At 41.8% G+C, this 17,671-nt stretch carries 13 protein-coding genes and 1 pseudogene; 3 read left to right on the top strand and 11 right to left on the bottom strand.

What is annotated here, in order from left to right:
- Positions 1-117: 117 nt before the first annotated feature.
- The 3 genes from KCTCHS21_RS13295 to KCTCHS21_RS13285 form a co-directional block, all read right to left on the bottom strand.
- On the bottom strand, positions 118-1,059 hold the full coding sequence (locus KCTCHS21_RS13295) for an SDR family NAD(P)-dependent oxidoreductase (protein WP_130608780.1): 942 nt from the start codon (positions 1,057-1,059) through the stop codon (positions 118-120).
- 639 nt (positions 1,060-1,698) lie between these two features.
- Positions 1,699-2,133, bottom strand: coding sequence for an NUDIX hydrolase (locus KCTCHS21_RS13290; protein ID WP_130616500.1), 435 nt, complete (start codon positions 2,131-2,133; stop codon positions 1,699-1,701).
- A 19-nt stretch (positions 2,134-2,152) separates the two neighbouring features.
- Entirely contained in the window at positions 2,153-3,451 is a 1,299-nt protein-coding gene (locus KCTCHS21_RS13285) for a histidine--tRNA ligase (RefSeq protein ID WP_331872235.1), read from the bottom strand.
- A gap of 410 nt (positions 3,452-3,861) precedes the next feature.
- On the opposite strand from KCTCHS21_RS13285, the gene KCTCHS21_RS13280 reads away from it, so the two are divergent.
- Positions 3,862-7,002 (top strand): ATP-binding protein, encoded by a 3,141-nt coding sequence (locus KCTCHS21_RS13280; protein ID WP_130608777.1) that lies wholly within the window; start codon positions 3,862-3,864, stop codon positions 7,000-7,002.
- 75 nt (positions 7,003-7,077) lie between these two features.
- On the opposite strand, the pseudogene KCTCHS21_RS13275 reads toward KCTCHS21_RS13280, so the two are convergent.
- Both KCTCHS21_RS13275 and KCTCHS21_RS13270 read right to left on the bottom strand, forming a co-directional pair.
- Positions 7,078-7,396 (bottom strand): annotated as a pseudogene (locus KCTCHS21_RS13275) (SRPBCC domain-containing protein).
- Between the two features lie 30 nt (positions 7,397-7,426).
- Positions 7,427-7,897 (bottom strand): GyrI-like domain-containing protein, encoded by a 471-nt coding sequence (locus KCTCHS21_RS13270; protein ID WP_162309324.1) that lies wholly within the window; start codon positions 7,895-7,897, stop codon positions 7,427-7,429.
- A 120-nt stretch (positions 7,898-8,017) separates the two neighbouring features.
- On the opposite strand from KCTCHS21_RS13270, the gene KCTCHS21_RS13265 reads away from it, so the two are divergent.
- Positions 8,018-8,638, top strand: coding sequence for an NAD(P)-dependent oxidoreductase (locus KCTCHS21_RS13265; protein ID WP_130608772.1), 621 nt, complete (start codon positions 8,018-8,020; stop codon positions 8,636-8,638).
- Positions 8,639-8,684: 46 nt separating this feature from the next.
- Here the strand turns inward: KCTCHS21_RS13265 and KCTCHS21_RS13260 are convergent, their stop codons facing one another.
- Positions 8,685-9,575 carry a GNAT family N-acetyltransferase gene (locus KCTCHS21_RS13260; protein ID WP_130608769.1) on the bottom strand — a complete coding sequence of 297 codons (891 nt, stop codon included), beginning with the start codon at positions 9,573-9,575 and terminating at the stop codon, positions 8,685-8,687.
- Between the two features lie 121 nt (positions 9,576-9,696).
- Here KCTCHS21_RS13260 and KCTCHS21_RS13255 point away from each other — a divergent pair, with 121 nt between their 5' ends.
- Positions 9,697-10,872, top strand: coding sequence for a pectin acetylesterase-family hydrolase (locus KCTCHS21_RS13255; protein ID WP_130608767.1), 1,176 nt, complete (start codon positions 9,697-9,699; stop codon positions 10,870-10,872).
- Here the strand turns inward: KCTCHS21_RS13255 and KCTCHS21_RS13250 are convergent.
- The 5 genes from KCTCHS21_RS13250 to KCTCHS21_RS13230 form a co-directional block, all read right to left on the bottom strand.
- Positions 10,814-11,536: a DUF7002 family protein gene (locus tag KCTCHS21_RS13250; RefSeq protein WP_130608764.1), complete on the bottom strand. Its 723-nt coding sequence runs from the start codon at positions 11,534-11,536 to the stop codon at positions 10,814-10,816. The two genes, KCTCHS21_RS13255 and KCTCHS21_RS13250, sit on opposite strands and share 59 nt — an antisense overlap.
- Before the next feature lie 62 nt (positions 11,537-11,598).
- Positions 11,599-12,777, bottom strand: a complete 1,179-nt coding sequence (locus KCTCHS21_RS13245; protein WP_130608761.1) for an oxalate decarboxylase family bicupin — start codon at positions 12,775-12,777, stop codon at positions 11,599-11,601.
- A gap of 142 nt (positions 12,778-12,919) precedes the next feature.
- Positions 12,920-14,893, bottom strand: coding sequence for an AraC family transcriptional regulator (locus KCTCHS21_RS13240; RefSeq protein WP_130608758.1), 1,974 nt, complete (start codon positions 14,891-14,893; stop codon positions 12,920-12,922).
- Between the two features lie 1,073 nt (positions 14,894-15,966).
- A complete protein-coding gene (locus KCTCHS21_RS13235; protein WP_130608755.1) occupies positions 15,967-17,091 on the bottom strand; it encodes an FtsW/RodA/SpoVE family cell cycle protein in 1,125 nt (374 codons plus the stop codon).
- A gap of 68 nt (positions 17,092-17,159) precedes the next feature.
- Positions 17,160-17,522, bottom strand: a complete 363-nt coding sequence (locus KCTCHS21_RS13230; RefSeq protein ID WP_130608752.1) for a winged helix-turn-helix transcriptional regulator — start codon at positions 17,520-17,522, stop codon at positions 17,160-17,162.
- Positions 17,523-17,671: the final 149 nt, after the last annotated feature.

Raw genomic sequence — 17,671 nt, 5'->3', positions numbered from 1 at the left:
ATAAGAGGAAGATACCTATGTAAGCCGGTAACTTCCTCTTATTTGCTTTGCGGATGCTCTCTTCGCTCATTTTCAAGCCAAAAGTGGGATAACTACTGTCGATTACTCCGTATACCGTTAACCCGTCTTCGTCAGCGAAATGCATAGGTCCCATATTTTTTTAACGTTAATTGGATCAGTCGCATAGTTGGGATAGCTACCCGATCCGAATATGTTTTTTACTTGTGAGAATCCTTGTTCACTTGTCGAGGGCTGAATGATTTGCCTCTTATGGTTGATAAGCTGACCAGTCACATTCTTATACTCGTCTGATGTACAAATGTGAAAGTAATTGTCTGCCATGCCTGATGGCAAAGGGTTCGTCAGATTTTGAGTCCATGCAAGTACTTTCCAGAAGGAGTTCATTTTCCGGATCGTCTCTTTCGACAGCTTTACTCGATTGATCTGCAGAGCGTTGACTTTGATCCCGTGAGGTTTTAACGTTTCCGCCATTTTGAAGGTTAGCATCAATAGCGCCATTTTTGAGTCTCCGTACATTGTATATGCGTTATTAAGCTGTTTACCGAGCAATTCACCCTGTAGATTATCAAAGTCGATTTTTCTTTTTGGGTCGAAAAAATGTTTAATGTTTGTCGTACAGGCATTCAGAATTCGTGGGTCTTGCGATTTTTCCAAATGATCCGCCAATAATTGCGTCATTAGAAAAGGACCGAACGTGTTCGTGGCAAACGATAGCTCGATATTTTCAGGACTCAGCTTAAATGCTTTTTCACCGTGATTTAGGTAGGCAGCGTTATGAATGAGAATGTCCAATCTCGGGTATTGGGCTTTGAAAGCCGAGCAGAATGCACGAATAGAATCGAAAGAAGAAACATCAAGCTCCATCAAGTCTACTTGCACATTTTTTGAAGCTTCGATGATCTCCTGTCTTACTGCGTTACTGATCACCATATTGCGGCAAGCCATGACCACTCGATACCCTTCCGTCGCGAACTTCAATGCCGCCGCTTTTCCAATTCCCGAATTTGCCCCCGTTATGAGTACAATCTTGTTTTCCATATCGCCCCTCCGAAATTATTGATCGTTTATGTAAACTTCTTTTTTAACTGCCACGTCCCGATACTACAATGTTTTTCATCTTACTTTGGGCTTGGTGAATGGCTTGAGATGAGATTAGCGATGTTTTTCATCGCTTCCCGCCGGTTTGGTTACTTAAATGACTGTCATACCTCGCAATTACGATGTTTTTCATTTTACTTTGAGCTTGATGAGGCGCTTGAGATGAGATTAGCGATGTTTTTCATCGCTTTCTGCAGGGTTGGTTACTTAAATGACTGCCACGTCCCGATACTACAATGTTTTTCATCTTACTTTGGGCTTGGTGAATGGCTTGAGATGAGATTAGCGATGTTTTTCATCGCTTTCTGCGGGCTTGGTTACTTAAATGGCTGCCCTATCCCGAAAATACGATGTTTTTAATTGTACTTCGGGCTTGATGAGGCGCTTGAGATGAGATTAGCGATGTTTTTCATCGCTTTCTGCAGGGTTGGTTACTTAAATGACTGCCACGTCCCGAAAATACGATGTTTTTCATCTTACTTTGGGCTTGGTGAGGGTCTTGAAATGAGATTAGCGATGTTTTTCATCGCTTTCTGCAGGCTTGGTGAGGTGCCAAGTAACTCTTTTTGACTCAAACCGCTATGTCTCCCTTGATTTCCTCACTGACTCTGCTCTTTTCAAGCTTTCTTTGGTCCACTGGGGTGCTTCAGGATGATAAATTATCTCCTCGTATGTCAACCAATGTACAGCTTCAACCTCATCGGGACTCTTCGTGTATGCGGTACCCCTATCATATTCGCATAGGAATACCACATTAATAACGTTGCAACCATCATCCGCTATAAAGGAGGAGCTATATACATAAGTAACATTATCTTTCACCTCAATACCAACTTCTTCATAAAGCTCTCGTTTAACCGTCCTCTCCAAGATTTCAAGCGTATTTCCTTCAATATCTGCTTTCCCACCCACCAGAGATAAAGTCCCACCAGCATGCTCTTCTTTATCGCTTCGTTTAATAATAAGCCACTTATCATCTCTACAAACTGCACCTTCAACGTTAACTATGAACATAACGTCCTCCTCTAATCTTCTAAAGCACACTTTTCCTTTCATATTCAATTCGCTTTATAGCTTCCTCTAAAGTTACAACTATTTCGGTCTTCTCTTTCATGTCTTTTAATCTTATCATACCAGCGTTAGCCTCATCTTCACCTATTAGGATGACAAAGCGAATTCCTTTGGCTGCAACTGAAGAAAGAGACTTTTTTAATTTCCGCTTACTTATCTCTAACCCCGTGCGGATACCGTTAGAACGCAGTACAGCTGCAGTCTTTAGAACAACTGATACGGTTTCTCCAATTGGCAAAACAACAACCACGGGCTGCGGTAATTGTATTGGTCGGTTCTTTATCATTTCCATGATTGATTCCATACCGAATGAGATGCCGACCGTTGGATATTGTATATCTTCTCTACCGACAAGCTTCCCAATTATAGCGTCATAACGCCCTCCTCCACCTAAACTAGAAGTAAAGGTTTTACTTGCGTCAAAGATTTCGTACACGGTTCCTGTATAAAATGAGAGTCCACGAGACAAGAACGGGTCAAATTGGCAAGCTTTATCAAGCTCCAATTTATCAATTAATTGTTGAAGAGCGTGGACTTCAAGAGAGCCTTTGGATTTCTCAATATTGTATTTATTGGATAGGTACTCAAAGGAAGAATCATCAATTTGTATTAATTCAGTTAAAGCGCTTGTTACTTGAGGATCCAGTCCTTTACTTATCAGTTCTTTAACAACCCCCTCATTACCGATTTTCTCTATTTTGTCGAGCGTTAGCATGACAGACAGTTTTTCATCTGATGTTACTCCATTCTTTTCAAGGATTTCACCTAAAAACTTCCTATTGTTCCATCGTAGTGTGATCGGCACATTGAGTCTTTTAAACGCTTCAACTGCTACTTGCATTAGCTCTGCCTCAGCTTCTGGTCCCTCCACTCCAACAATATCAACATCACATTGTAAAAACTCTCGTAGACGACCACGCTTTACTGGACCATCCCGAAACACCTTGCCAATCTCATACCTTTTATAAGGAAGTTCAATGCTGGGATTTAATGCGATGACCTTAGCAAAAGGTATTGTAAGATCATATCGAAGTCCGAGGTTTCGCATACCTTGATCAGTTAATTGATACATCTCTTTTACTATTTCATCGCCACCGGCATACTTGGATGTCAACAGATCCAACTCATTCAACATAGTCGAATCCATTCCATCAAAATCATACAATTCAAACACTTCTTGAAGGACAGATTGAGTCTTTTTTCTAAGTAATTGTTCGTTTCCAAAGAAATCAAAAGTACCTTTTACATTCTGCATTAACATTATCATTCCTTCCATTTTGACGTACAAAAAAACGCGCAAGACCTCATGGTCCTGCGCGCTCCATATGCCGCAGGGAGGCTAACGCTAGAAGCGCTAGCCCACCCTGGATTTATACAGGTGTGCTAACGCTTTTTGTGATGATGATGAAGTTGATTCAAAACAATGTTATTCATGGTCCCAAATCCCTTCCACCAATTAATTATTACAGATTATAGCAACCCCTCATAAATAATGCAAGTAACCACTCTTCATCCCCTCTTCATTTCAGCTGTCGTAGACATCCCCCTTAACCCCCTCCACTTTTCTAATCCTATATCTACAACCTAAGTCCTATTTTTCCGATATTGTATAGAGCGAATAAATACATGTGCGATCCAAATGAACAACAAAAAAAGGAATAGTGCCAACTTATGTATAAATTCAAAAATCTACTAACACATTTCAATAATAAAACTGCTATAAAAAATTTAGTCGTAATTCTGTTACTTCTAAGCGTGCTCCAAGGCCTTCGATGGGGTTGGTCTGAGATTTTTGCTACTGCAAAGCATCCTGATGCTGTGGCTGGTGTGCTCGACATGCGAGGGCAGATATTAGACTACACACATCCAATTCCCTTAACTGGCGAATGGCAATTCTACCCTAAAAAATTTGTAACATATCAAGACCTAGACTCAGTTGAAGAACACTTCCGTAATATTAATGTTCCAGGAGACTGGGGAAGTGTACTGAATGAGGATACTGGTTCCTCATATGGATATGGGACTTATCGGTTGCGCATTCTAGTTGATCCATTGGATAAACCTGTCTCATTCTGGGTCCAAGGGGTTCAAGCATCATCAGAGGTAGAGGTGAACGGCAGTGTTTTGGCCAGTTTCGGGAAACCTGCTACGAACGCTAACGACTATACACCCAAAAATATCTCTTACACAGCCTCCTATGCTGTAGAAGGGACAACAGAAATAGAACTACTTATTCGTGTAGCCAACTATGATAAACCTTATAACGCAGGAATCACGCGCTTCATTCACTTCGGATCCCAGGCCTCGATTGACTATGTGCGTTGGTACTCTATTGGATTTCAACTCATTACGTTTGTCATTTTGCTACTACACGGTTTGTATGCTTGTATATTTTATATATTCAATCGTGAACAACACGCTTTGTTCATTACAAATCTCTTAACACTTTCCGTTGGAATAGCCGTTATTAGTGGCCATGATAATGTGCTCATGCTATGGCTATCGATCAATTACACATGGGCTTTAAAGATTAGACTTCTCTCCCTCCTTTGGCAAAACTATTTTATACTTATCGTCTTTAGAAGATTCGCTATGGCTAACCGAAGAAACGTTTGGGTGAAAGCATACAGAGTGTTTCTCATTGCAATCTCATTATTTATTGCTGTTGTACCCGCTTCATGGGTAAATGGAATGATTGACTTAAGGCTATTTATTTTCTTTTACTTAATTCCATTTACTTGGTTTATTTACATCGTTGGAACAATGATTTTCAAGAAGCAGTCCGACAAAGATGTCGTATTTTTACTACTAACTGCAGCAGCAATAATATCCAACTTGATATGGAGCTTATTTGAATCTAGTAAAGACGTTACTACCGTTTACTATCCAATTGATATCATTGTAGCCATTGTTGGCTTTTCTACCTACTGGTTTAAAAAATACTTCCGAAATTCTAAAGAAAACGCCAAACTAAACGAGCAGTTGAAGCAAGCGGATAAGCTGAAGGACCAATTTCTGGCCAATACTTCGCACGAGCTGCGAACTCCGCTGCACGGCATTATGAATATCGCTCAAACTGTCGTAACCAAAGAACAGGAAAAGATGACTGAGGCAAGCGTCAAGGATATGGAGCTTCTTATATCCATTAGTCGCCGAATGTCGCATATGCTTGGTGATCTACTTGATGTCGCAAGGCTCCAAGAGCATCGCATCCAGCTGCAGCAAGAGCCCTTAAAAATTCAATCGATCGTACCCGGAGTAGTGGGTATGCTTAAATTCATGATAGAAGGTAAACCTATTCAGTTAAAAATGAATATATCGGAATCCATGCCTATGGTAATGGCCGATGAGAAAAGAATCGTGCAGGTTTTGTATAATTTATTGCATAACGCGCTCAAATATACGGAAGAGGGAACTATCTCCATCACCGCCGAGACAAGATTTGGAAAAGCATTCATACATGTTTCCGATACTGGGGTTGGCATGAATAAGGAAACCCAGGCCAGAGCTTTTCTTCCCTATGAACAAGGGTCTTATGGGATTAGCGATGGTAGAGGAATCGGTCTTGGCTTAAGTATTTGTAAGCAGCTGATAGAATTGCACAGGGGCACATTAACGATGCAATCCGAACCGGGAAAAGGGTCAACATTCAGCTTTGACCTACCTTTGGCGAATTCGTCGGATCTCCAGTCCCTGCAAAACCCGTCAAAGCTTCACCCGACAATCGAAGAAACTGAAAATCCGAACAACGGGTTAGCTTTATTGGATAACATAGGAGAAATAGCAGCAACCGTACTAATTCCGCCCCTTCTGGTTGACAGAAAAATGAATATTCTGGTCGTAGATGACGACCCCGTCAATCTGGGTGTACTAGTTGGAATTCTCTCGACGGAACCTTACACGATTACAACGGTTCATTCCGCTCACGAAGTGCTAGAATTGGTAGACACCGGGCATTGGGATCTGCTAATTGCTGATGTTATGATGCCACATATGTCCGGCTACGAATTAACGCAGAGAATAAGGGAGCAATACTCCGTTTCCGAGCTTCCTGTTTTGTTGCTAACTGCACGCAGTCAGCCGGCCGATATCTATACTGGATTTTTGTCGGGTGCCAATGATTATGTTACCAAGCCTGTAGATGCTCTTGAACTCAAATATAGGATCAGAGCGTTGACCGCGCTGAAGCAATCCATAAACGATCGTTTACGCTTAGAAGCAGCCTATCTACAGGCGCAAATCCACCCTCATTTTCTATTCAACACTCTTAATTCAATTATGGTGCTGAGCGATATTGACACGGTAAAAATGCGTAAGCTGGGCGATGCTTTTGCATCCTTCCTACGAATTAGCTTTGATTTTCTAAATACGAGAGAATTGGTCGAGCTTTCCCATGAGTTGGAGCTAGTTGATGCCTTTTTACAAATTGAAAAAGAGCGGTTTGAAGACAGATTGACTGTTGTGTGGGAGGTTGAGCCTGACATTAACCTTCTAGTCCCTCCACTCTCTATACAGCCGCTAGTTGAAAATGCCGTCAAGCATGGTCTCCTTAGTCAGAATAAAGGTGGGACTATCCATATCAGGATAGCTCGCCGACAAAGCTATACGCTGATTGAGGTAGAAGATGATGGCAAAGGCATGGAGCAGGAACAGGTCATTCAGCACTTGAATGATATGATGAAGGGAAAAGGAGGCATCGGGCTCTCCAATACAAACCGGCGCTTGATCCAGTTATATGGTCAAGGCTTGTCTATTGTCAGTCAGCCCAATGTAGGAACAAAAGTGTCGTTTGTAATTCCGAATACCCATTAATCCGAACTCAGAAAAAGTCCCCGACATTGTTAAGGTCGAGGACTTTTTCGCTATATTATGATCATTTAATACGATCTACCTGTCGAAGCTCTTAGTAAGCTGTCCATATTTCTCGTACCATGCTTTCCATTCACTTTCGCGCGATTCTATTGCCTTCCCATCCAACAATGCTTTAATGACATCCAAGCATACATGCCAGCCTGCTAAATCTTTAGGGGTATGGTCTGTAAATTACCCCTCCTTCTCGAAGATCATCGACCCGTAATTCGGAGAACCATTTCGCCAGCCTATCATTGTCCGTCAATGAAGACCATACTTCCTCTACAGAGTGCTTCAAATGCCGCTGGAAGTGAGCAATATATCCGTTGTCTATTTGTTGTAGATCAGCTAACATGTTCTACCTCCTCATAATTATTGGCATCTACTAAGTTTCTAGAGGCAAATAAATATCAATTGTGCTCCCCTCGTGCTCAAGCAAATCAATATTTGTCCAGTACTCGAAGTCAAAAGCCCGAGAGCTGCCGATATCTTGTTCACGGATTGAATCGTAGGTTTCTCCAATTTGGGATTCAGGCCCCTGATGAGTTACCTTAACATATTTGCCAGCAGGTAACGTATGCCGAACGAATCCCTCAGGAATATGGACAAAATCACTAACCTCCACCGCAACAATACTTACAAACGGAACATCCGGCGTCCATTCTTCCTCTGAGTAAACCTGGACTAAGTAAATCCCGTTATCATCTAACCGATTTGCAATATCCTGCCGCTTGCCAACGAGCTCTTCTCGTAATCCTAGAACAATACTATTTTCTAAATCTTGATTTAACGATACCTTTGCAGTGTAACCAACCAGCTTCGTTTCTTTACGTTCCAGCGCTTGTAATTGTTCCATTGTCATTAATGGTCACCTCAGTAGCCTTATATCCACCACACTAGCTCCGTTTCTCCTGTATATTATACTATAATATGAGGAATGGACATTGATATTGAATCATACAAAGGAGCATTACAATTGAATATATTAGTTTTAGGCGCAACGGGTCGAGTCGGAAGTCAGATTGTTGAGCTTGCTCTTCAGGCAAAGCATCATGTTACTGTATTAGTACGCAGCACTGAAAAAATACAGCATTCGGGCGCCAACTTAACGATTGTACAAGGGAATGTTTTAAATAAAGCAGATATTGAGGATGTAATGGTTGGGAAGGATGCTGTCATAAGCGCCTTAAATTCGGATGGGGCAGCAACGATATCTGAATCGATGCAGCTTATTGTTGAAGCGATGAATAACGAAGGTCTAAAACGAATTATTACTGTTGGTACTGCTGGAATTCTGCAAAGTAAAGTGAATCCCGATATACTTCGTTATCAATCCAGCGAGTCCAAGCGCAAGTCCACCCTTGCAGCGGAGGACCATCATAAAGCATACGATATCCTCAATAAATCAGAGCTAGCATGGACCATCATCTGCCCAACCTATTTGCCCGATGGCCCTCGCCTTGGAAAGTATCGCGTAGAACGTCATTTTCTTCCTGACAATGGATCAGTAATATCTGTTTCGGATACCGCTGAGTTTGCTTTCAACCAGATAACGAGTAGCGAATATATTAAATCACGGGTCGGCATTGCCTATTAAAAATGATCAACTAAATGAGCAAACAATCCACTAGTCCGTCTCCATTTTACGAATGTGAGGTTATGGGAAACACAAAATGTGTTGGCGCTCCCTGTAACAACGGACGAACGAACAAGTTATCATCACTCTCAGTTATTTGCTCTGTTTGGATGCTCTTACCCTCATAATCCGGTGTAAAATAAAAATGAATGATCTCCGTCTTCGCACTAACAATGCTATGCAGGATTGTATCTATTTCAGCTTTTTTGCTGCTGATAATATCAAAAATGTGAAGATGATTATCTTCTTGTTTATAGATAACGATGACATCAATCTCTTCGATATAATAAATGGATTCGTTAAATACGAGGATAAAGTAAAACATCAGAAGATGCTCGTTGTTTTTCACCCCTAGAATCGAAGATACGGGTAATCTTTCTCTAGCCAATGATTCAATTCTCTCATAATCGCTTGAATCATTAATGTCTAGCCTTCGCCATAGGTGGGCTATTTCAGGCTTCTCTTCTAGCTCTGAAATATGCAGTGAGAACCTACTTTCCTGAACCTTTTCAAAGCCAAATTTAACGTAAAAATCCAACACCGTCTCATTAGCAAATAAGTAGATAAAGTCGTATTCTCTCTCGTATTTATCAATAATGTGATTCATTAGTTTACCCGACAACCCTTGATTACGATAATCGGGGTGTGTCATCACTGTGCCGACCTGTATGGCTTTATATTCTTTTCCATTAGATATAATAATCATTTTATTTATTGAGGCATTCGCAATCACTTTATCTCCATCCACGTAGGAATAACAAATATAATTGTCGTTCCAGCACCCTTTTTCGTACCACTGTTTAAAATCAATCTCGAAAACTGTTTTAGCCAGCTCATTAAAGCTTTCCTTATAGGTTTCATTAAGCTTATAGTCATTTACTAATTGATAGTTTTTCATAATAGGCCTCTCTTAGCACGTTTTCTTTTCGGGAACATTCATATACAAACTAGTATCTACTAATTACACACTTTGTGCAACGATTGTGCTATGTGTATAATTTAGTGGAGGAGAGATAATCATGAGAAAAATAAGCAAAGCACTAAAGATTTCAATAATAGGTTTGTTGAGCGTCATTATCATTGGTTCTTTTGCCATCTATGCTTTTGTCATTAAGAGACCTACAGCAATACCTGAAATAGTGGATACTAAGCCATACGAGTGGAATAGAGTGGAGCTTGGGGAGAAGGTTCAGTCCAGCAATGGATCGGGGTATCACCTGTTGACCAAGAAGGGGGAAAATCGTAATTGGATTATCTTTTTTTCTGGTGGAGGTGTGAGCTGGGATCAGAATAGCGCCGCTCACCCTATCAAGCTAAAGAATTTATTATCCGGCAAGGACTCGGGTAACTATTTCCCGAATATCCCTTTCTATTTGCTTTCGTTGCTTGGAGGCATGTTCGATAACAAAAACCCTAATAATCCCTTCAGGGAATGGAATATTGTATACATCCCCTATTCAACGGGCGATTTCCACGTAGGCAAGCATGATGCTGAATACAAGAAGGACGACGGCAGCAGCTTTACTATGCACTATAATGGTCAGAACAATGTTCAAAGCAGTCTTGAATGGATTTATGCCAACGTAGACAAACCTGAGAAGCTACTGATAGCTGGTGAAAGTGCGGGTGGATTCGGGTCGGCCTTCTGGGCAGGCGAAATATCCAATCATTATAAGGAATCCGAAATCTATCAATATTCAGACAGCTCCTTCTTAAAATCTGACAAGTGGCCGGAAGTCGTGGATAAGGAATGGCATGCTGATTTCGAGAAAACATTTGGTTTTGCCGCGGAGAGTGATTTGATCGGATCTGCGTTCAAGGGAAATCGTCGCCTTTTACCCGCTAATATTGTTTTGTTGCAATCCTACTCTTTGTATGACGAGATATTGATTCATTTTCAGAACAAGATTAATGACTACACGGGGCCTCTCGACGAGAAAAATATATCCGATTGGTCTCGCCAAATGAGACAATCCGTTAAAGAGCTCGCTTCCACCTTGCCTAATTATTATTACTATTTGACTGATTATGATCGCAATAACAAAGGAACTACCTCGCATACATTCTCATCTCAAAAAACCTTCTACAAAGCTGAGCAAGATGGCGTTAAGCTGCTGACATGGCTGGATGATATTATTAATAATCAAAACAATTATTCCGTTGGGAGTAAGTTCCTTGAGGAGCTCGATCAATAAAAGGCTTGGCAAGATTTCTCCAGCACTCAGGGATATCCTCAATATGATCGACGTATATAGACCGCAAATGCTTTGATAAGTTGCTGACCTGATCCTCTATGAGTATTTCTTTTATTTCTGATGCTTTGACTGGCACTGTGTGGTTCGTGATAATCTGAAAGCTATGTAATGGTAAGAACATATTCGGTCCCTTCTTGTATGTACAGTGTGCTGGAAATCTTGGGTTGCTCCCCGAATCATATTTGGATAGCTTTACGGCTGAATAATTTTCAGATAACAAGGAGAAGGCATCGAATACTAGTATAGCAAACCTTTCATCTGGCTCTCTTCGCATGTACGTGGCCCACATTTTCTGACAATACTTCAACGTCGGCCACAAAAATACATGCCGATCAAGATAAGCCCGAAATTGCTCTTGTGTAGATGAAGCATCTATCATACTATCAACAATCTTTAGATGCGCATTTAACGTAATCGAATAATCGTGAAGCTTTACTTTCCTAGCCTCTACTCGGCGCTCACCTGCAAAGTAGGGGTTTAGACTATAGCTGGACATTAAAGCATTGAAATGAGCAATAGCAGGTAAGTTCCTTACCCTTGTAAAATGATAAAGGAGCTTCCTGCTATTCGCTTTTGTTATTAAAGCTATAATTGCTTCTTTCATTATTTCACGCCTTTGAGTTAATACGAGTACCATTAACATTCCACAAAATTCGCATATTATGCCTACGGAGAAGGATATTTAACAACCGGCCACTTCTCTTTACGCAATGCATCCAGTAGCTCCGGCCCAACATGCAAATTATCTCGAATTAAGTCACGAGGAGTAAGCGCCATCCATTGATTTAAGGAAACATCGGCAAATCGGTCACTTTTGAACATCTCTAGAAACCATAATGTTTCGTTGCCCGTATTCTGAATATAGTGTCCATACGCAAAGGGTACGTAGCCAACATCCCCCGCTCTGTAATCAAACGTACGGGCAGTGTTATTTCCTGCAAATACCGTCATACGCCCCTGTCCAGTCAGATAATATTGCCACTCATCATTATTAGGGTGCCAATGAAGCTCCCTCATCGCACCAGGCTCAATCTCAACCAACGCAGCAGCAATCGTTTTGGAAATCGGAAAATTAGAAGAATCAACAATTCGCACGCTTCCACCGGGTGTTTTAATTGGGGTTTGTGCTAGCAGCTGATGCTTAAAGCTTTGGGGAATTGTACCGTAAGGGGATTGAACCCTCTGACTTTCTAAAGAACCGGGAATTTTATCTTGAAAAATATAAACCTGTTCCTTCGGGATGTTATTAAAGGCACTCTGAGGTACGCCAAAATTGGCTGCTAGCACATCTTTGGGTGTATGTGCAAACCAATCTGAGATAGACAAGGTATTCAAATCGGAAAATTTACCATCATCGAAAACAAGCAAAAATTCGCAGCCCTCTTCGAGTCCTTGAATGGAATGTGGAAGCCCTGCCGGGAAGTACCAGAGATCACCTGGCCCGACATCAGCAATGGAATTTCGCCCATCCTGGTCAAGAGAGGTTATCCGTGCCCGCCCTAACAGCATATATGCCCATTCTGCTTGTTGATGCCAGTGCAGCTCTCGAACTCCACCGGGTGTTAGCCGCATATTAACGCCTGCAAGCGTAGTAGCAATCGGCAACTCCCTTACAGTGACTTCCCGGGACCACCCTCCCTGATTTAATTGCATATGAGTATCTGAAAAAGAAAATTTAAGGTTCGGGATTAAGCCAGCATCTGTAATCGGTGGAACTAGCATATTTGGGTTTTCAATATCTCGCATAATGTCTCGTGGTCCTAAGTCAGTCGCTCCGGCACCATCACTTCTTATTGGCTGTGGTATATTCGCATTCGCTGCTTGATTGTTAGATCGAGTATCCATATGATGTCCTCCTCTCAGTTGAGAGGCTATAGAAGATACCTGTAACCTCATTCTAACAATTTATGACCTGGATCCCTTTCGTAGCCCAAAAAGATAAAGGCATCTGTCCAGTTAGACAGATGCCTTTATCTTTTGAGTACTATTATTTTACCGTTGCGAGCAAGCTGTCTGTAATAAAGTCGAGCTGCTTGTCCAAGGAATAAATGTCATTGTAGTAGGACAAGCCAAAGCTAATTTCAATTAGCCGACCTTCCTTTACAGCCGGAATTTTGTTCCAGATAACGTTATCAGACAAATCTGTCATACCTTCATAGGCAGAGCGGAATATATAATCACCAGAGTAATCAGCCAACACCTCGAAGGAAACGCTCTTACCAGTCGCTTCGTCCTTGGAGTTTTCAATTTCCTGCTCAATAGTCTTCGGACCTTTCATTCCCAGGTATTCATAGATGACTTGAGAGCCACGACCATATCGCTTGGTGGTGACGACTGTCATATCCTTATCGCCACCCTCCATAATGGATACAGTCTTATCTAATATACCGGCTTCCTGCAGCTTCTTCTTATTTATTTCCACCTTCGCATTGAAGTTATCTAACAAGGTCTGAGACTCGCCTTCCTTACCCAGAACTTCTCCAATCTTCTTCAACCTTTCCTCTATACTCAGTTTCTCATAAGGAATATAGACCGTAGGCGCAATTTGATGGAGCATTTGATAGGTTTCTTCTGAAGGTACAATAATGACGTCTGGATCAAGCGCCAACACCGCCTCACGGCTCGGCTCGAACCATGTGCCCAAGTTTTGGGCTTCAGTCAATTCGTTCTTGAATGCCGCTTCATCTTCAACGGCAGAGACGCCAACAGGCTTCACGCCAAGTGCGAGCACATCTCCTAACAAATACAGAACAACGACCCTCTTAGGATTAGCAGGCACTTCAATATCGCCTTTAACGGTAGACACTGTCCGCTTCTGCGGCTCAGCCTCCGCTGTCTGATTTATGCTTGATTCATTGCTGGCAGTAGCCGAAGCCTGATTGGAAGGGGACTGTGTACCTCCGTTTGTTGAATTGCTGTTTGTCGCTCCAGTGGAGCAGGCACTGAGCAATAGTGTAAGACAGAGTAATAGGGTAACAGCCAGGGGTGTTTTGTTGCTTTGATACATAGCTAGTTTTTTCTCTCCTTTATATTGATAATGATTATCATAATCAATATAAAGCCTGCTACTATCCTGCACAATACCATATCGAGCCGAAGCTGATGGTAAATTAGGACCTGTACGTTGTTTTTTGTTTTCCATTCGATAACGAATCGGTGCAGACCCTACATATCTTTTGAACATTTTAGCGAAATAATAGCTATCTGGATAACCTATGCCTACAGCAATTTCTTGCAAAGTAGCCTCCGTTGTCAGCAGCAGTTCCTTGGCTTTGTCCATTCGAATCTGGATCATATAATCTATGGGACTGCTCCCCGTTTCACGCTTGAAGAGTCTTGATAGATGCCGGGGACTGCTGTCCAGTCTCTCTGCTAGTATATCCAAAGTAATCGGTTCGGCATAATGCTCATGTAGATAGTTCTTAGCCTGAGCCGCCAGATCAGCCTTTAATGTTGGAATGCCAAGGCTCTGAATTTGCAACATCAGCTCATGGACAAATTGATAGAATAGCGCTTTTACATGAAATCTCTCCAGTACTCCTTGCTCCTCCCATTTCTTGTGCATAAGCTGAACCTTTTGTAAGATAGCAGCCGGGTTATTGGGGGCAAAGCCATACTGAATTTGAAAAGGACTGCTACGTTCCATCATCGACAAGATCTCCTGACGAACAGGTAGCAAAATCATCGCTTTATAATAAATGATATAATATCCAAACTCATCTTCAATCGGACAAATATCTAAACAGCAGCCCTTGCTCGCGTGCAAAATATGAAATCGATTGGCTTCATGCGTAATGCCATCCAGCTTTATTTGAGCATGACCGTGCATGGCAAATAAAAAGCCATTCGCTGGCAACCGATAGGATCGAAGCTCCTCGTGCAGCTTCATCGTTATAAAGCGAATGTCCATCAGTTTAATAGACGCTTGATTCCAGAGTACAATTTGTTCATTTAACTGCATTATTTCCGTTCAACCCCTCGGCAATCGTTGACGTCCGTACTTCTAATTTGAAGTTCTTCTAAGAAATTGTTTACTTCTAACACATCCCGTACTTCCAATTCATTGTTCTCCATGACACTCCGTACTTTCAACGATATCCCGTACTTCCAATACAATTTTCCCTAATTATAATTGAAAATGGTTATCATTATCAATAATCCCTTAGTCTTAAACTACACTGTGTCTTTCCTCTTCACGTCTATTTCCTCTTCACGTCTATTTCCTCTTCACTTCTATTTCCACCACACATTAATAGTTGGTGCTGTAGACTTCCATCAGGCACGGATGATGCTGCAGACTTCCACCATGCATGTGTATACCTGAAACTTTCACTTCCTGAGTCCCTGCGCTAAAGCTATTCAAACCAAAAACACTGCCCTGAAAGACAGTGTAACAATGATACTATGACGGGTTAGGCTTAAGGTAACTGATGTTACTCAAAATCTTAATAATATAGTACGCCCACAGCGGCTTAAAGCACATCAACATTCGGTTTTCCACCATTTAGTACGCCCACAACGGCTTAAAGCACACCAAAACCCGGTTTCACACCATTTAGTCCGCCCACAGCGGCTTACAGCGCATCAAAACCCGGTTTTCCACCATTTAGTCCGTCCACAGCGGCTTACAGCGCATCAAAACCCGGTTTTCCACCATTTAGTCCGTCCACAGCGGCTTAAAGCACACCTACACCCGGTTTCACCATTTAGTTCGCCCACAGCGGCTTAAAGCACACCTACACCCGGTTTCCCACCATTTAGTACGCCCACAGCGGCTTAAAGCACACCAAAACCCGGTTTCCCACCATTTAGTACGCTGACACCGGCTTAAAGCTCTCCGAGCCTCAGTTCTCCACCATTTAGTCCGCCCACAGCGGCTTAAAGCACACCTAAACCCGGTTTTTCACCATTTAGTTCGCCCACAGCGGCTTAAAGCACACCTACACCCTGTATTCCACCATTTAGTACGCCCACAGCGGCTTGCAGCTCTCCGAGCCTCGGTTTTCCAACACCCGGCTTAAGCCAGCTCTACCATCAATAAGCACTCTCAACTTCTCTATGGATCTTCACGCTTAATACTAATCCAATAGCGATCATACTAGTCAGAAGTGAGCTGCCCCCATAGCTAATAAAAGGTAGAGAGATTCCCGTCAAAGGTAGCAGTCCTAAATGCATACCAATATTTACAAAAATCTGAAATACAAACATACTAACAATCCCTACAACAAGGTAGGAACCCGCTAATCCCTTACTATCCAGAACGATCACTATCATTCGATAAATCATGAGAAAAAACAGCATCAATAGGACCGATGAGCCCAAGAAACCAAATTTTTCGCCAATTACAACGTAGATGGAATCGGAATAAGCATACGGAATATAACCTTGCTTAGTATAGAACCCAGCAGCTCCCACTAATCCGCCTACACCAATCGCATTCATTGCATTTTTGACATGCCATGACTTATCAGGATCACTCGCGGGGTCTAAAAATGTTTCTATTCTAGATAATTGATGAGGCTTTACGATTTTGAATAACAGCTCATTATCTGAATAGTACAGCCATAGAACTGTCCCTATTATTAGAGCCACTGTACCCACGCCAATCAGCATATAATGAGCGCGAATATTCCCCATCCATATCATGCCAAGCAGCACTCCAACAAAGACTAGAGCTGTACCTAAATCCGGCTGCTTCAGTATAAAAATAAACGGTATCATGAAAACTACGCAAATGGGCAATATATCCTTAAGCAATCGGAGCTTCTCTCCAGCCCGTTTGTTTAGCAAATGAGCGACTAACAGAATGGTAACAATTTTCGCCAGCTCGGAAGGCTGAAACTGGAAAGATCCCACACTTATCCAGCGGGCTGCCCCGTTAATGTTTTCTCCTTTGAAGTAGACGAAAACAAGCATCAATATTCCAATACCATAAAGAACATAAGAAAGTTTACCAATCAATATTCGATAATCGAATAACGCCACAAGCAGCATAGGAATACAAAAAGCCCCAAAAAGCACCATATTACTTGTATGTAGCCCATCCAGTTTTGTTCCAGTAGTAACTTCGTAAACAGAAAGAGTTCCAACAGCAACCAAGCACACCAATAAAATTAAAATAAAGACATCTAATTTACTTATTTTATTACTAACGAGCATAAATTTAATCCTCCATAAAGCAAGAGCTTTGGGCTCCTATATTCATTATTACTTGTTCCTGCTCACTCTCATAGAGAGTTCCTCAATTCCCCATTCTTCTGAGCCATATGCGTCTGATGTGCCGTTCCCCATTTGTGCATTTCATTGAGTATTGGCATTAGTGTCTGGCCATATTCGGTAACTGAGTATTCCACTTTAGGCGGTATTTCCGGATAGACAACTCGTTTAATTAAATCGTTCTCTTCAAGCTCACGAAGCTGTGAGGTGAGCATTCTATGTGTGATCTCAGGTATTAATTTTCTTAGCTCGCCAAAGCGTTTAGTTCCCCTAAACATGAGCTGCAATAGGATGATCGACTTCCATTTTCCGACAATAATATCGAGCGCCACATTAACATTACAGTTGTCCGGATTCTTTGTGTTTTGACTCATTATGCACCAATCTCCCATCAGTATACTCTGTGATACTATAGCACATTTAAGTTCCCACTTACAAATTGTAAGTTAGTGATGCATAATAGGTATCAAGGAACGGGATTGTACAATCCCTCCCTCTGGGAATACTTAATTCAGTACTACAA

This window comes from Cohnella abietis (assembly GCF_004295585.1).
Classification (GTDB): Bacteria; Bacillota; Bacilli; order Paenibacillales; family Paenibacillaceae; genus Cohnella; species Cohnella abietis.
The sequence above is the reverse complement of the archived record's forward strand: the minus strand, read 5'-3'. Positions and strand labels throughout refer to the sequence as shown.

What these genes read in the sequence shown, in the direction of transcription:
- KCTCHS21_RS13295 (WP_130608780.1), bottom strand. Translation starts at nt 1,059, where the DNA reads ATGGAAAACAAGATTGTACTCATAACGGGGGCAAATTCGGGAATTGGA.
- KCTCHS21_RS13290 (WP_130616500.1), bottom strand. Translation starts at nt 2,133, where the DNA reads ATGTTCATAGTTAACGTTGAAGGTGCAGTTTGTAGAGATGATAAGTGG.
- KCTCHS21_RS13285 (WP_331872235.1), bottom strand. Translation starts at nt 3,451, where the DNA reads ATGTTAATGCAGAATGTAAAAGGTACTTTTGATTTCTTTGGAAACGAA.
- KCTCHS21_RS13280 (WP_130608777.1), top strand. Translation starts at nt 3,862, where the DNA reads ATGTATAAATTCAAAAATCTACTAACACATTTCAATAATAAAACTGCT.
- KCTCHS21_RS13270 (WP_162309324.1), bottom strand. Translation starts at nt 7,897, where the DNA reads ATGGAACAATTACAAGCGCTGGAACGTAAAGAAACGAAGCTGGTTGGT.
- KCTCHS21_RS13260 (WP_130608769.1), bottom strand. Translation starts at nt 9,575, where the DNA reads ATGAAAAACTATCAATTAGTAAATGACTATAAGCTTAATGAAACCTAT.
- KCTCHS21_RS13255 (WP_130608767.1), top strand. Translation starts at nt 9,697, where the DNA reads ATGAGAAAAATAAGCAAAGCACTAAAGATTTCAATAATAGGTTTGTTG.
- KCTCHS21_RS13250 (WP_130608764.1), bottom strand. Translation starts at nt 11,536, where the DNA reads ATGAAAGAAGCAATTATAGCTTTAATAACAAAAGCGAATAGCAGGAAG.
- KCTCHS21_RS13245 (WP_130608761.1), bottom strand. Translation starts at nt 12,777, where the DNA reads ATGGATACTCGATCTAACAATCAAGCAGCGAATGCGAATATACCACAG.
- KCTCHS21_RS13240 (WP_130608758.1), bottom strand. Translation starts at nt 14,893, where the DNA reads ATGCAGTTAAATGAACAAATTGTACTCTGGAATCAAGCGTCTATTAAA.
- KCTCHS21_RS13235 (WP_130608755.1), bottom strand. Translation starts at nt 17,091, where the DNA reads ATGCTCGTTAGTAATAAAATAAGTAAATTAGATGTCTTTATTTTAATT.
- KCTCHS21_RS13230 (WP_130608752.1), bottom strand. Translation starts at nt 17,522, where the DNA reads ATGAGTCAAAACACAAAGAATCCGGACAACTGTAATGTTAATGTGGCG.